Here is a 15,091-nt window from a genome sequence, read left to right as displayed (position 1 = left end):
GAGGAGGCCATGCCAAGACCGGGGAGCGGCGACGGTCCCGGACCGTCGTCGAGCAGCCACGACGACGGCCTGCGCGCCAGTTCGCACGGCCCGCGCGGCACCGGGCGGCGCCCGGGCATGGATTCGGGCGGCGGCTTCGGCGATTTCGGCGGCTTCGGAGGATTCGGCGGTCCGCCGCCGCGCCGTTATCACGACAGTCATCCGCGGTATCGTTCGGGCATCGACCTGGGCGATCTGATCAACTTCGGCATCGGCGTCGCCTACGGCAGGGACCAGGAACGCCGTTCCCGCCAGCATGCGCACATCGAGGTGCCGCACATGAGCGAGGACAGCATGCACACGACGCAGCAGCCGACCGGCGCCGCCTACGGCGGTCCGTTCGGCGGCGGCGCGTCCGGCGGCGGGTCGGGTCCGTTCCCGACCGGCGGCAACGGCGGCGGCCGGAACCCGAAATCGGGGCCGAGCTGGCTGACGGCGGTCGCCGTCGCCATCGCGATCGCCTGCGTCGTCCTGCTCGGCTTCCTCGGATGCTCGAGCCGGACGAACGACGCGAACAGCTCCGGAGGCTCGATCCCGACGAGCACCTACAACCGCGAGAAGATCGATTCGGGCATCGCCTACGACGCCGACGACGTCGACGACGAACTCGGATGGATCACTGATGTGCGCGCGACCGGGCGCGGTCTCAAGTCGTTCTACGACAAGACCGGCATTCAGCCCTACGTGCTGCTCGCGAAGTACAACCCGGACCTCACGACCGACGAACAGCGCGAGACATGGGCGCGCGACTGGTACAAGCAGCACATCGACAACCAGGACACGCTGCTGCTCGTGTACTTCGCCGACAAGGACTCCGAGAACGTCGTGGGCCACAGCGTGCTCATCAACGGACGCAACGTCTCGACGGTGATGGACGCGCAGGCGGTCGACATCTTCTGGGCCTACTACGACCAGTACTGGTACTCCAACATGAGCACCGACGACGCGATCGTCAGGACCTTCGACTCGACGGCCGACCGCATCATGACGAAGACGACGACGACCAACGATGTGCTCAGATGGGTCATCATCGCCGTCATCGTCATCGGCGTGCTCGTCATCATCGGCATCATCGTCTGGATGGTGATCAGGCGCCGGCGCGAACACGAAGCGTACGTGGAACGCATGGTCAACACCCCGCTCGAGGAGGCGGAGGACCCGATTTTGAAAAAATATAGTCAGGACGACCAGAAAGGACAACGATAATGGCTATCCTGAAACGATTCGGCGACATCATGCGCGCCAACATCAACGCCTTGCTCGACAAGGCGGAGGATCCGGCGAAGATGGTGGATCAGATGCTGCTCGACCTCAACGAGGACCTCGCCGCCGTCAAGAAGGAGACCGCCGGCGTCATGGCCGCGGCCACGAGCGCGCGCCAGCAGGTCAACGAATGCAAGGCCGACATCGCGAAGTACGAGGCGGCGGCGAAGGCGGCCGTCAAGGCCGGCGCCGACGACGACGCACGCCAGCTGCTCACGCGCAAGCAGCAGTACGAGAGCACGCTGCCGTCGCTCGAGCAGGCCGCGCAGGTCGCCGAGGACAACGCCGCGAAGATGCGCCAGATGCACGACAAGCTCGTCAACGACATCAACGGGCTGCAGGCGCGCCGCGCCGCCGTGCACGCGAAGGTCGCCGTCGCGAAGGCGCAGAACACCGTCAACAAGGCCACCGAGTCGACGGCGAAGAGCTCGCGCAGCCAGGCCGCCTTCGACCGCATGGAGGCGAAGGCCGACCAGATGCTCAACGAGGCGAACGCGACGGCCGAGCTCAACTCGCAGTCGAGCGAGGAGGACCTCGCAAACAAGTACCTCGCCGGCGGCAGCGCGTCGGTCGACGACGAACTCGCCCGACTCAAGGCCGAACTCAACGGCGGCGACGCCCAGCAGTGACGGCGTGCTCCGCCGGCGGGAGCCGGACGAGGCGGCCATCCCACGAAGACACCGGCGCGGAATACATCATTCCGCGCCGGTGTTATAGTGGCACACGATAGGCGACGATCCGTCATCAGCGGGGAGCCTTCGGAAGAACGGTCCGGCGCATATGCCGCCGGGCTCAGTAGAACCGACGGGATCGGCCCGACACAGCCGAATCAAGCGGTCACGGGCACGTCGCCGGACGCGGCGCGCATGTGGCAAGCGAGGTGGTACCGCGGTGGCGGCCCCACGGGCGTGCGCACGACGCGCATGGCCGCGCAGGCGTCCATCGTCCTCGCAGGCAACCGAAGTCTGCAAGAACGAGGAGCAACGGTGAGCGAAACACCAAAGCACGTGTACCCTAAGGCAGCATCCGGCGAACAGAGCGCCAACGTGGCGCCGAACCCGGATTTCCCCAAGCTCGAAGAGGATGTGCTGCAGTACTGGGATACGAACGACACCTTCCAGAAATCCATCGATGAGAATCCCTCCGGCGAGAACAGCGACAATGAATTCGTGTTCTTCGACGGTCCGCCCTTCGCGAACGGCCTGCCGCACTACGGCCATCTGCTGACCGGCTACGCGAAGGATGTCGTGCCGCGTTATCAGACGATGAAGGGGCGCCGGGTCAACCGCGTCTTCGGCTGGGACACGCACGGCCTGCCCGCCGAACTCGAGGCGCAGAAGGAGCTCGGCATCGATTCGGTCGATCAGATCGAGAAGATGGGCATCGACAAGTTCAACGACGCCTGCCGCGCCTCCGTGCTCAAATACGTGGGCGAATGGCGCGACTATGTGCACCGCCAGGCGCGTTGGGTCGACTTCGAGCACGGCTACAAGACGCTTGACATCCCGTATATGGAGTCGGTGATGTGGGCGTTCAAGACGCTCTACGACAAGGGATTGGCCTACAAGGGCTACCGTGTGCTGCCGTACTGCCCGAAGGATCAGACGCCGCTTTCGGCGCACGAGCTGCGTATGGATGCCGACGTCTATCAGGACCGTCAGGACACGACCGTCTCGGTCGCGCTCAAGCTGCGCGACGAGGACGACGCCTACGCCGTCATCTGGACGACGACGCCGTGGACGCTGCCGACCAATTTCGCCGTCGTCGTCGGCGACGACATCGACTACGTCGAGGTCGCCCCGAAGGAAGGTCGATTCGCCGGCAAGAAGTTCTACTTCGCGAAGGCGCTGCTCGGCTCCTACAACAAGGAGCTCGGCGAGGACTACGAGATCGTGCGCGAGCTCAAGGGCCGCGACATGGTCGGCTGGCGCTACTATCCGATCTTCCCGTACTTCGCCGGCGCCGACGCGACGGCCGAGGACGGCACGCCGGGCCCGAACGCGTACCAGATCCTCACCGCCGACTACGTCGACACGACCGAAGGCACCGGCCTCGTGCATCAGGCGCCCTACGGCGAGGACGATATGAACACGCTCAACGCGCACGACATCAGGAGCGTCGACGTGCTCGACGCCGCATGCCGCTTCACGTCGCTGTGCCCGGACTATGAAGGCCTGTTCGTATTCGACGCGAATCTGCCGATCCTGCGCAACCTGCGTGCCGGCGACGGTCCGCTCGCCGAGCGTCCCGAGGCCGAACGCGCGCTGCTGTTCCAGGAGAAGAGCTACGTGCATTCGTACCCGCACTGCTGGCGCTGCGGCACGCCGCTGATCTACAAGCCGGTCTCGAGCTGGTTCGTCTCGGTCACGAAGATCAAGCCGCGTCTGCTCGAACTCAACCAGCAGATCAACTGGATTCCGGAGAACGTCAAGGACGGCCAGTTCGGCAAGTGGCTGTCGAACGCACGCGACTGGTCGATCTCGCGCAATCGCTTCTGGGGCTCGCCGATCCCGGTGTGGGTGAGCGACGACCCGAAGTACCCGCGCGTCGACGTCTACGGTTCGCTCGACGAACTCAAGCGCGACTTCGGCGACTATCCGCGCGACAACGACGGCAACATCAACATGCACCGTCCGTGGATCGACAACCTGACGCGTCCGAATCCGGACGATCCGACCGGCAAGTCGACGATGCACCGCATCACCGATGTGCTCGACTGCTGGTTCGAGTCCGGTTCGATGCCGTTCGCGCAGTTCCATTACCCCTTTGAGAACAAGGAGTACTTCGAGCACCACTTCCCGTCCGATTTCATCGTCGAGTACATCGGCCAGACGCGCGGATGGTTCTATCTGCTGCATGTCATGGCGACTGCGCTGTTCGACAAGCCGGCGTTCAAGAACGTCATCTGCCATGGCATCGTGCTCGGTGACGACGGCCAGAAGATGAGCAAGCACCTGCGCAACTATCCGGACGTCAACGGCGTGTTCAATAAGTATGGCTCCGACGCGATGCGCTGGTTCCTGATGAGTTCGCCGATCCTGCGCGGCGGCAACCTCATCGTGACCTCCGAGGGCATCCGCGACACGGTCCGTCAGATCATGCTGCCGGTGTGGAGCTCGTACTACTTCTTCACGCTGTATGCGAACGCCGCGAACGACGGCAACGGCTACGACGCGCGCCGCGTGCGCCCCGACGAGGTCGACGGCCTCGCGCAGATGGACCGCTACCTGCTCGCCCGCACGCGTCAGCTCATCGCCGACGTGACCCGCGACATGGACGCCTTCGCGATCTCCGACGCATGCGACGCGGTCGCCGACTACATCGACATGCTGACGAACTGGTACATCCGCAACTCGCGCGACCGCTTCTGGAACGAGGACGAGAACGCGTTCAACACGCTGTACACGGCGCTCGAGGCGTTCATGCGCGTGCTCGCGCCGCTCGCCCCGATGGAGGCCGAGGCCGTGTGGCGCGGCCTGACCGGCGGCGAATCGGTGCATCTGGGCGACTGGCCGTATCTGACCGATCCCGACACCGGCGCCGACACCGAGCTGGGACGGGTGCTCCAGGAGAACGGCGCGCTCGTCGCCGCGATGGACAAGGTGCGCGAGATCGTCTCGGCGACGCTGTCGCTGCGCAAGGCCAACAAGATGCGCGTGCGCCAGCCGCTTGCGAAGCTGACCGTTGTCGTCGATGAACCGTCGCAGGTCGACGTCTACGACGCGCTGCTCAAGAGCGAGCTCAACATCAAGGCGATCGACTACCTGATGCTCGACGAGGCGGCCGAACACGGCCTCAAGATCGTCGAGGAGCTCAAAGTCAACGCGCGCGCCGCCGGCCCGCGTCTAGGCAAGCAGGTGCAGTTCGCAATCAAGGCGTCGAAGAGCGGCGCATGGCATGCCGATCCGAAGACCGGCGACCCGGTCATCGAGACGCCGGACGGTGAGATCACGCTGCAGGGCGACGAATACGACATCACGCGCCGCGTCGAGGAGGCGGACGCGTCCGAACGCGCCAACTCGGCGTCGTCGATCCTGCCGTCGGGCGGATTCGTCATCCTCGACCTCGCGCTCGACGACGCGCTCATCGCCGAAGGCTACGCGCGCGACGTCATCCGCGCCGTGCAGGACGCGCGCAAGGCCGCCGGACTCGACGTGACCGACCGCATCGACCTGACGCTGAGCGTGCCGCAGGACGATGTCGCGAAGGTCGAGGCGTTCAAGGACCTCATCACGTCCGAGACGCTCGCCACATCGATGAAGCTCGAGGAAGGCGACGTCCTCAAGGCCGAGGTGAGCAAGGCCTGAGCCCTGATCGCCACCACAAGACGGCGGTCCGCGCGCATGCCCGATGGGGGCGTGCATGCGGGCCGCCGTCCGCATGGCCCGCATATCCGGGCCGTGCGCGCGTGGCCGCAGGAGCAGAAAATCGGCGCACGTGTGCCGTGATTCGCCGTTTGCATACTCGTGCTCTGGGGCGCGCGAGGACACGCTTCAGCGTTATCAGATACCGGACGACGAAATGTCTGGACAGTGCCCGCAGATTCCATCCACAGGTGAGAAAACGGCGAAATCGTGCCGTTTTTTCGGCGGAATAGGTGAGTTTGTTCTCCCGCCGCAAGTTTCCCAAACCGACGCAAACTTCCCTACGATTGGAATCAACGATGGAACTCCATCGGAGACACCATGGGAATCACCGGAAGGTGTGCGGTGCGAGGCCGCGCGGGGGATGACGAGAAATCCGCACGGCCGAGTGGCCATCATTTGCCGAGGAAACCCTGTAGTGATAACGGGAAGAAAGTCGGTGCATGATGAACACTCATTCAATGGCAAGGTCGGCCGCCGCAATCGTCGCGGCCGCCGCGATGCTCGCGCTCGGAGCCATGACGGCTTCGAGCGCCTATGCCGCCGAGGACGGGGCGGCTCAGATCACGATCAATTCGCCTACGGCCGTCAACAGCAACAACATGATCGCCCCATCGGTCAACGGACGCACATTCAACGCCTACGAACTCGGCTCCTACGAAGACGTGACGCTCAACGCCGCGAAGACGGCGATCAGCGGCTACAGCCTCAAAAACGCCAACGGCGTGAGCGACAGCGACGTCATGGGATAGATCAACCAGTCCGTGGCCGGCATCAATCTGGACTCGACGCTCAAGGACGTCATGAGCTGCACCGGCAGCGGGAGCGCCACCTCCTGCACGTTCAAGGGGAACGCGGCCAACCTCACGCCGCTGCAGTTCGTCTCGCGCTACTTCTACGGCAGCGGCACCGATGCGTACGGCAACACGCATGCCAACCAGCCGCTCATGCGCCGCTTCGCGCAGGCCGCAGCCGGCAAGCTCACGACCCCCAGTGCAACGGTGACAGGCACCTCCGACGACAAGGTCGTCTTCACGAACCTCCCGGCCGAAGGCCTCTATCTGATCACCGAAGCCTCCACGACGGCGCAGTCCCAATCGACCATCGCGCGCGCGATGGTCACCGGCACGGCATACAGCGCCGACGGTACGGTGATCAATCAGGTCGAGGACACGTCCACGACGCCGGCGACGACCTACGACCTCGGTGAGCTCTACCTCAAGGCCGAAAAGGTCGTGGTCGGCAAGGACGTCACCGACGCCGACGGCAAGGCCATCAAGGACGAGCTCGCCCGCGCCAAGTCGGAACGCACGTTCACGATCACGACGAACGTGCCGAACTACGACGAATACACGAACTGGACAAACCCGAAGTTCTCGATCACCGATGCGCCGACGAACCTGACGCTCGCGATTGATTCGATCAAGGTGACGGCAACGAAGACCGACGGCTCGACCCTGGAGACCACGACGCTCACGAAGGACACCGACTATACGGTCACGCCGACCGACGGCGGTGGGTTCACCGTCACGTTGGCCAAGCCGGTTGATCTGAGCGGCGACTCGATCAAGGTCACCTACACCGGCGTCGTCACCGACGTGACGGTCGACACGACGACGAACAAGGCGAGCGTCAACTTCTCGAACAGCCCCTCCGACAGCTCGCGGCACGGCAACGGCAGCGCCGACGACACGAAGAACATCTACGTTGCCGCCCTGCCGCTGCAGAAGATCAAGTACGCCACGCCGGCGACAGTGCTCTCCGGCGCCGTGTTCGCCGTGACCGACACGAACGGCAACCCTGTGAACTTCGACGTGAACGCCGACGGCTCCGTCTACAGCGTCGACCCGACGTCAACGCGCGCGAACGCGAACCAGATCACGTCGAACACGTCATTGGTCGAACTCGTCGGCCTCGGCGGCGATTCGACCGACCCGACGACCTACACCTTCACCGAGCAGAAGGCGCCTACCGGCTACATCCTCGGCAAGACGCCGGTCACGTTCACGCTCACCGTCACGCCGCAGTACACGGCGAACACGATGACAGGCGTCGCCTACAAGATCAATGGCAATGCGACAAGCGGCGCCGACTTCACGAACTTCGTTGACTCCTCCGACTCCGGCGTGCTCAACGGCACCGTCGTGACCGGCACGACGATGAAGACCGCCGCCGACGGCACGACGACGCAGGTCACGACGACCCGCTTCGAAGGTTCGACGATCCGCGTCGAGAACACGACGAACGCCTCCGACTTCGCGAAGACCGGCGGTGAGATCACGATTGTGCTCGCCGTCGTCGTCGCGCTCGCGCTCACCGGCGCCGTCTGCCTCATCGTGGCACGCATGCGCCGCAACAGGGCGTGAGCCGAGCGGCGTCGGAGAGCTGACCGGCATGCGTGAGCACGCATGAGTCAGCCGATTACCAGAAACGCCGGGGACGGCCCCTCGTGCACGACCTCTCTTTCGAGGGTCGCTGCGAGGGGCCGTTTCCCTTGCATTGGCTGCATAGGTCGTCTGTGCAGGTCATCTGCACAGACGGCTGCGTGAAGCTTACAGTGGCCGCGGCAGCTACAGTGGGGAGCACGGCGGCAACATATGACGACCGGACGGGAGCAGATGATGGGACGACGGGAACGGTACTGTAGCGCGCGGCACGGCGCTCTCTTCGCGCCGCGTATCCGGCGTGACCTCGACAGACGCGACCCGGTCACGGCAGCCTTCGCGATCGCCGGATGGGCGTGCTACATCATCGCCGCGCTCTTGCTCGCCTGGGTCGTCGGCGCGCTCGTGCACAACGACATGCTCGCGCGCGAGGCGGCCGCCAACATCGCATCCGCTCCGGCGACATGGCCCGACGAAAGCCGCCAAGGCGCCTACAAGCGCGCGCAACGCTACAACGCCGTGCTCGGAACGCGATTCAACGGCCGCATCCCGGCGGACGCCGAAAACGAGGAAGGCGTGGCCGTCGAAACGCTCGACATGGACTACCGGCACACGCTCAACGTGGACGGACGCGGCGGCATGGCGCGCCTGCTCATCCCGAAGATCTCGGTGGACATCCCCGTCTACCACACGACGCTCGATGACGTGCTCGACGAAGGCGCTGGACACATCTACGGCACGGCAATGCCGATCGGCGACGACCACACCTACTCAGTGCTCGCCGCGCATTCGGGAGGCGTGCAGGGCATGCTGTTCACGCGGCTCGGCGAACTGTGCAAGGGCGGCGTCTTCTACATGGACGTGCTCGGCGGCGAACAAGGCTACCGCGTCAGCGACATCCGCACGATCCGCCCCGAGCAGATGGAATCGACGTTGCGCGAACTGCGCTCGCGATACCGCGACGGTCCGGCGACGATCACGCTCGTCACCTGCACGCCGCTCGGCGTCAACTCGCACAGGCTGCTCGTGACGGGCGTGCGCGAGCCGATCCCGGCGAAGATCGCGCCGGCGTCGACGCAGAAGGACGGACGGCTCATCGCCGCGGCCGTCGCCGTCGTCGTCTTCCTCGTGCTGCTCGTCGCCGCGATTGTCTTCAGTCGGCTCCGCGCGAAGCGTCGGAAGGTGACGGCGCAGAAGTCGGCGACGTCGTCGACATAGGTGACACGACGGGCGAACGTGTCCGCGATGAGGACGGGCGGTGCCCACGCGATGGAATCGCGGCGGCGCAAGGCGCGCGCCGTGCCGTAGGGTGGCACGGTGGCCTCCCGTGACGCCGGAATGCGCGGACGTGAGCGGCCGCACGTCCATGACGTCAAGGAAAGGAAGACAGAGGGATGCGTATCACAGGCGGAACGATCGCGAAGAGGATCGCGGCGATGTGCGCGGCAGCGGCGGTCGTCGTCACGATGGGGGCGTGCGGCGTCAAGGCGCACGCGGACAAGTCATACACCTTCAACGTCGACACCGGCGACGCGATCAAGGTCACGCTCGATGTCACCGACGGCTACGACATCACCGGCAAGGTGCCCTTCGAGGTTACGAAGGACGGCGAGGAGATCTTCGAGGGCTCGTTCCTGCATGAGGAGGGCTACGAACTCTACCGTGAGCAGATCGACGGCGACGACACCGCCGAGATCCTCAACGAAGGCGAACGCAACGGCAACGACTTCATCTTCTGGCAGGAAGCCGTCGACGACGCGACCGAACACAACTACGTCGTCAAGGTCAAGGACAGCGCGACCGTCGTCCTCCTGGAAGGCAACGCCTCCGAGGATGCGGCGAAGGCCGCCTTCGACCGCATGAAGATCGTCGTCGACGACTGACGGCGCGCGCCGGCGGCGATTGCGCGCCCGCCGTCGGCATAACGTCCCGCGATGCACTACGATGGCGGCGTAACAACGGTCGTCGAAGGAAACGCGGGGCGCGGAACATGCACCGGGACATGCACAAGGACACCGAACACGCGAGCGGATCGGCGGGATCGGTCGGATTCCTCGGACTGTTCGCGCTCGTCATCTCCGCGATGGTCGGCGGCGGCGTCTTTAGCCTCCCGCAGAACATGGCCGCGCGCGCCGGGGCGGGCGGACAGCTGCTCGCATGGGCCGTCACCGGCGTCGGCATGTGGTTCATCGTCGACACCTTCCGCACGCTCACCGAAATCAAACCCGAACTCAAGGACGGCCTGTACACCTACGCGCGTCAGGGATTCGGCAGATTCATCGGATTCCTCGTCGGCTACGGGTACTGGCTGTGCAACTGCTTCTCGATCGTCGCGTACGGCGTGCTCATCATGTCGACGCTCGACGTCTTCATGCCCGGCGTCTTCACCGATGGCAACAACACGGCCTCGATCATCGGCGCGTCGGCGATCCTGTGGATCATGACGGCCGTTGCGATGCTCGGCACACGCACTGGCGCCGCCATCAACGTCGTCGGCACGATATGCAAGATCGTGCCGGTCGTCGTCTTCATCGTCGCGCTGTGCGCCGTGTTCAACCCCGCGATAATGCGCGCCGACTTCTGGGGGCAGGCGCCCGACGGCACGGCGCTCGCGTTCCACGCCTCCGACCTGTTCGCGCAGATGCGCGATTCGATGCTCGTGACGCTGTGGCTGTTCATCGGCATGGAGGGCGCCGTCGTCGTCTCCGGCAGCGCGCGCTCGCCGAAGGCCGTGTCGCGCGCGACTATCGCCGGCTATCTCGCCGTGCTCGTCCTGTATTTCCTCGTGTCGATGCTGCCGCTCGGCGTCTACGGGCAGCAGCGCATCGCCGGCATGGCGAATCCGTCGATGTCGATGATCATGGAGCAGCGTTTCGGCATGTGGGGTGCCGTCATGGTCAACGTCGGCGTCATCGTCAGCGTCCTGTTCGCATGGCTCGTGTGGATGCTGATGATCAGCCAGATGCCGCTGTTCGGCGCGCGCGACGGCATCTGGCCGCGCGCGTTCCTGACGACGAACCAGCACGGCGCGCCGAAGGGCGGCATCCTGCTGACGGCCTGCACATGCCAGCTGCTGTTCATCCTGTGCCGTTTCGTACGCGGCGACGCATGGAACGTGATGATCTCGATCACGTCGGTCATGTCGATGCCGTGCTATCTGCTGTGCTGCCTGTATCTGTGGAAGGTTGCCGTGCGCGAGCGCGCGTTGTTCGACGCGCACGCCGACGTCACTCGTCGGCGCGCCCTGACGACCGGCGTACTCGGCTCGCTGTTCTCGCTATTTCTCGTCTACGCGGCCGGTCTCGAATATCTGATGGTCGCCTGCGCGTTGTTCGCCGCCGGATTGCCGATCTTCACGCTCGCGCGTCGCCAGCATGCTCCGGATGTCGAATTGCGCGCGCTGTTCAGCGTGAAGGAGCGCGCGCTGTTCGCCGTCATCGTTGTGGGCGGCGTGTGCGGGCTGCTGTACACGCTGCACGTCGGCCTGTTCACAGGTGCGTGATGACGCCGGCGGCGTGCCGTCGTCATACAATCGACTGTTGATTTGCGCAATCGACTATGCAGATACGATCGGCGAATCATGTGGCGGGCGCGCGGAACGCGGCATGAATGGAAGGAACGCGGATGAAACGAATCGTGGCGGGCGTCGTCGCCCATGTGGACGCGGGCAAGACGACGCTGTCCGAGGCGCTGCTGTACGCGTCCGGTGTGACGCGCAGGCTCGGCCGTGTCGACCACGGCGACGCGTTCCTCGATACGAACGCGATCGAACGCGCCCGCGGCATCACGATCTACACGGAGCCGGCGATCATCACGGACGGCGACCTCGAACTCACATTGCTCGACACGCCCGGGCACGTCGATTTCTCCGCCGAGACCGAACGCACATTGCAGGTGCTCGACTATGCGATCCTCGTCGTTTCCGCCGTCGACGGCATCCAGGGGCACACACAGACGTTGTTCCGCCTGCTCGGACAGTACGAGGTGCCGACCTTCGTCTTCATCAACAAAAGCGATGCGACCGGCGCCGATGTGGAGCGCACGCTCGCGCAGCTGCGCAGTCGCTTCGGTGACGGCTGCATCGACTTCACGCCCGCAGATGCCGAGGATGTCGGCGCATTGGCTGCGCAGAGCTTCGAGGACATCGCGATGCAGAGCGAACGCGCGATGGACGCATATCTCGAAACCAGCGTCGTCGACGTCGAACTCATCCGCGAGCTCATCGCCGCGCGTCGCGTGTTCCCCGTCTACCACGGCGCCGCGCTGCACATGGACGGCGTCGACGCATTGCTCGGCGGCTTCGCGCACTACGCGCGCCAGCCGCGGTATCCGCAGCGCTTCGGCGCGCGCGTGTTCAAGATCTCCCACGACGCGCAGGGTCGACGACTGAGCTGGATGAAGGTGACCGGCGGCGAATTGAAGGCGAAGATGGTGCTGCCGGCGAAGGACGGCGACGCGGACGGCGAGAAGGTCGACGAGGTGCGCAGCGTGTCCGGCGCGAAAAGCACGACGACGGACACGGCGCCCGCAGGCACCGTGTGCGCGGTGAGCGGACCCGAACGCACGTTCCCGGGGGAGGGATTCGGCATCGAAGAGGACGCGGGCGACCCGACGCTGCAGCCCGTGCTCACGTACACGCTGCTGCCCGGTGACAACGATGTGCACCGATGCCTGCTCGCGCTGCGCGAACTCGAGGACGAAGAGCCGCTGCTGCACGTCGTCTGGCAGGAACGGCTGCAGGAGGCGCACGTGCAGCTCATGGGCGCCGTGCAGCTCGAAGTCATCGAACAGCTCATGCACGACCGTTTCGGACTCGACGTCGGATTCGGAGAAGGGTCAATCCTGTACAAGGAGACGATCGGCGCGCCGGTCGAAGGCGTCGGGCATTTCGAACCGCTGCGCCACTACGCTGAAGTGCATCTGCTGCTCGAACCGCTCGAAGCGGGCGCGGGACTGCAGTTCGCCAGCGACGTGAGCGAAAACGAACTCGACCGCAACTGGCAGCGGCTCATCCTCCAGCATCTGCGCGAACGTGAACATCTCGGCGTGCTCGTCGGCGCGCCGATCACTGACATGCGCATCACGATCATCGGCGGACGCGGCCACCTCAAGCACACCGAAGGCGGTGATTTCAGGCAGGCGACGTACCGCGCGCTGCGCATGGGACTGATGGAATCGCGCGCCGGCGTGCCGACCGATTGTACCGAACTCGATGTGGCGCGCCGCTTCGGCGGCGACGTGCGCGAGGATGAGGGAGATGGCGATGGTGTTAGTACGGACGGTGCGGAGGGTGTTAGTCGTCGCGGCGCTCGCATCAGGGGAGTCGGCAACTGCAGGCTACTCGAACCGTGGTATCGGTTCCGTCTTGAGCTGCCGCAGGAATCGATCGGTCGCGCGATGAGCGACGTGCAGCGGATGAGCGGCGAAAGCGAGGCGCCGCGGACCGACGGCGACTACGCGATCTTGGAAGGCGTGGCACCGGTCAGCGCGATGCGCGACTATGCGATGGACGTGCACGCCTACTCGCACGGACGCGGACGGCTGGCACTGACCTTCGCCGGGTACCGCGCATGCCACAACGAAGCCGAAGTGGTGGAGGAGAGCGGCTACGATCCGGAAGCCGACCTGGAGCATACGCCCGATTCGGTGTTCTGCGCGCACGGCGCCGGCTACCCGGTCAAGTGGTACAAGGTTCCGCAGTTCTGCCATGTGGCGATGCGGGAAGAATGAGGGGGGCGACTGGCGGCCGGTTCCGGATATGAGAAAAGCCCCCGAATGGGGGGCTTGTGGTGGAGCGGACAACGGGACTCGAACCCGCGGTCTCGACCTTGGCAAGGTCGCGCTTTACCAACTAAGCTATGTCCGCAAAGTCAACCGGAAACCGGTTTCGTGGGCGATACAAGATTCGAACTTGTGACCCCTTCCGTGTCAGGGAAGTGCGCTACCACTGCGCCAACCGCCCGGGCCGAGAAGTAAACTTACCCGATGGTCGCCGATTTGCCAAATCCGATGGCCTCTTCGGCGTGTCGCGCCCTGATTTTCGCCGTTTACGATACCCGCCGGTGCGTTCCTTCCTGCTGATGTTCGCTGGGGGCCGCCCGGGCGAACATGACCTGCGCGGTTCGTGCCCGATGTGTTCGCTGTGCCCGGCTGAGTGAACGCGGCTGGTGAGGTTGGCGCCGGTCATGTTCGCTAAGACCTCTCTGCGCGAACGTAGTTGGTACGTTCCTCGCCGGTGACGTTCGTTGAGGTGGGTCTGTGTGATTGCGGTTGGCATGTTCCTTTCCGGTGGCGTTCGCTGGGGTGGGGCGTAGCGTGGGTGGACTGGACGGGTTGGGGTGTGGTTGTGGTGGTTTGCGACACGCCGTGGAGGGGTTGTGTTTGTTGGGTTTTGGTGGTGTGGGTTGCGTTTTGGTTTGGGGTGGTGTAAGTTTTCTTCTTGCTGCCGCTCACGGCTTGCCGGTCTGGTTGATTGGTGTGGTTGTGGGTGTGTGTGGTGGTTTGAGAACTCAATAGTGTGTACTGTACTACTTCATCACATGGCCTTTGTTGGTTGTGTGGTGGTCTTTGATTGCCAGTCCGATGCCCGCCCGTGTGGTACCCGAGGGGGTTTGATGGGTGTCGGGGTTTTTGTGTGACCGTCCTTCCTTATTGGATGGTCCGTCTTTTTCTTTTGGGGCCGTTTGGCTCTTCATGAAGGTTTTTTGTGGAGGGTTCGATTCTGGCTCAGGATGAACGCTGGCGGCGTGCTTAACACATGCAAGTCGAACGGGATCCGGCCGGGCTTTGCTTGGCTGGTGAGAGTGGCGAACGGGTGAGTAATGCGTGACCAACCTGCCCATGCACCGGAATAGCTCCTGGAAACGGGTGGTAATGCCGGATGCTCCGCACCTTCGCATGGGGGTGTGGGAAATGCTTTTGCGGCATGGGATGGGGTCGCGTCCTATCAGCTTGTTGGCGGGGTGACGGCCCACCAAGGCGTTGACGGGTAGCCGGCCTGAGAGGGTGACCGGCCACATTGGGACTGAGATACGGCCCAGA

9 protein-coding genes, 2 tRNA genes and 1 rRNA gene are annotated in these 15,091 nt (G+C 64.6%); 10 read left to right on the top strand and 2 right to left on the bottom strand.

The genetic code is table 11. The annotated features are described in order from the left end of the window. Window positions 1-9: 9 nt before the first annotated feature. From BCHO_RS07095 to BCHO_RS07055, 9 genes are all read left to right on the top strand, one after another. On the top strand, window positions 10-1,245 hold the full coding sequence (locus BCHO_RS07095; protein ID WP_024540484.1) for a hypothetical protein: 1,236 nt from the start codon (window positions 10-12) through the stop codon (window positions 1,243-1,245). Next, window positions 1,245-1,931, top strand: a complete 687-nt coding sequence (locus BCHO_RS07090) for a PspA/IM30 family protein (RefSeq protein WP_024540485.1) — start codon at window positions 1,245-1,247, stop codon at window positions 1,929-1,931. Before BCHO_RS07095 ends, BCHO_RS07090 begins: the two co-directional genes overlap by 1 nt. Window positions 1,932-2,288: 357 nt before the next feature. Beyond that, the gene (gene ileS / locus BCHO_RS07085) at window positions 2,289-5,609 is read left to right on the top strand and encodes a mupirocin-resistant isoleucine--tRNA ligase (protein ID WP_024540486.1); all 3,321 of its coding nucleotides are present in this window, start codon (window positions 2,289-2,291) and stop codon (window positions 5,607-5,609) included. A 518-nt stretch (window positions 5,610-6,127) separates the two neighbouring features. Beyond that, entirely contained in the window at window positions 6,128-6,418 is a 291-nt protein-coding gene (locus BCHO_RS07080) for a hypothetical protein (protein WP_024540487.1), read from the top strand. A gap of 12 nt (window positions 6,419-6,430) precedes the next feature. Further along, window positions 6,431-8,032 carry a SpaA isopeptide-forming pilin-related protein gene (locus BCHO_RS07075; RefSeq protein WP_024540488.1) on the top strand — a complete coding sequence of 534 codons (1,602 nt, stop codon included), beginning with the start codon at window positions 6,431-6,433 and terminating at the stop codon, window positions 8,030-8,032. 231 nt (window positions 8,033-8,263) lie between these two features. Beyond that, the gene (locus BCHO_RS08865) at window positions 8,264-9,268 is read left to right on the top strand and encodes a class C sortase (RefSeq protein ID WP_024540489.1); all 1,005 of its coding nucleotides are present in this window, start codon (window positions 8,264-8,266) and stop codon (window positions 9,266-9,268) included. Between the two features lie 176 nt (window positions 9,269-9,444). Next, window positions 9,445-9,933, top strand: coding sequence for a hypothetical protein (locus tag BCHO_RS07065; RefSeq protein WP_024540490.1), 489 nt, complete (start codon window positions 9,445-9,447; stop codon window positions 9,931-9,933). Window positions 9,934-10,052: 119 nt separating this feature from the next. After that, the gene (locus BCHO_RS07060) at window positions 10,053-11,552 is read left to right on the top strand and encodes a basic amino acid/polyamine antiporter (RefSeq protein WP_024540491.1); all 1,500 of its coding nucleotides are present in this window, start codon (window positions 10,053-10,055) and stop codon (window positions 11,550-11,552) included. 122 nt (window positions 11,553-11,674) lie between these two features. Then, entirely contained in the window at window positions 11,675-13,780 is a 2,106-nt protein-coding gene (locus BCHO_RS07055) for an elongation factor G (protein WP_024540492.1), read from the top strand. Window positions 13,781-13,840: 60 nt separating this feature from the next. On the opposite strand, the gene BCHO_RS07050 is transcribed toward BCHO_RS07055, so the two are convergent. Further along, a tRNA-Gly gene (locus BCHO_RS07050) sits at window positions 13,841-13,916 on the bottom strand. A gap of 24 nt (window positions 13,917-13,940) precedes the next feature. Continuing rightward, window positions 13,941-14,012 (bottom strand) — tRNA-Val (locus BCHO_RS07045). Between the two features lie 741 nt (window positions 14,013-14,753). Here BCHO_RS07045 and BCHO_RS07040 point away from each other — a divergent pair. Further along, window positions 14,754-15,091: ribosomal RNA gene (locus BCHO_RS07040) — 16S ribosomal RNA — on the top strand; the annotation flags it as partial.

The organism is Bifidobacterium choerinum, from assembly GCF_000741135.1.
GTDB classification, from domain to species: Bacteria; Actinomycetota; Actinomycetes; order Actinomycetales; family Bifidobacteriaceae; genus Bifidobacterium; species Bifidobacterium choerinum.
This window is presented reverse-complemented; position numbering and strand designations above follow the sequence as displayed.

What these genes read in the sequence shown, in the direction of transcription:
- BCHO_RS07095 (WP_024540484.1), top strand. Translation starts at nt 10, where the DNA reads ATGCCAAGACCGGGGAGCGGCGACGGTCCCGGACCGTCGTCGAGCAGC.
- BCHO_RS07090 (WP_024540485.1), top strand. Translation starts at nt 1,245, where the DNA reads ATGGCTATCCTGAAACGATTCGGCGACATCATGCGCGCCAACATCAAC.
- BCHO_RS07080 (WP_024540487.1), top strand. Translation starts at nt 6,128, where the DNA reads ATGGCAAGGTCGGCCGCCGCAATCGTCGCGGCCGCCGCGATGCTCGCG.
- BCHO_RS08865 (WP_024540489.1), top strand. Translation starts at nt 8,264, where the DNA reads ATGACGACCGGACGGGAGCAGATGATGGGACGACGGGAACGGTACTGT.
- BCHO_RS07065 (WP_024540490.1), top strand. Translation starts at nt 9,445, where the DNA reads ATGCGTATCACAGGCGGAACGATCGCGAAGAGGATCGCGGCGATGTGC.
- BCHO_RS07060 (WP_024540491.1), top strand. Translation starts at nt 10,053, where the DNA reads ATGCACAAGGACACCGAACACGCGAGCGGATCGGCGGGATCGGTCGGA.
- BCHO_RS07055 (WP_024540492.1), top strand. Translation starts at nt 11,675, where the DNA reads ATGAAACGAATCGTGGCGGGCGTCGTCGCCCATGTGGACGCGGGCAAG.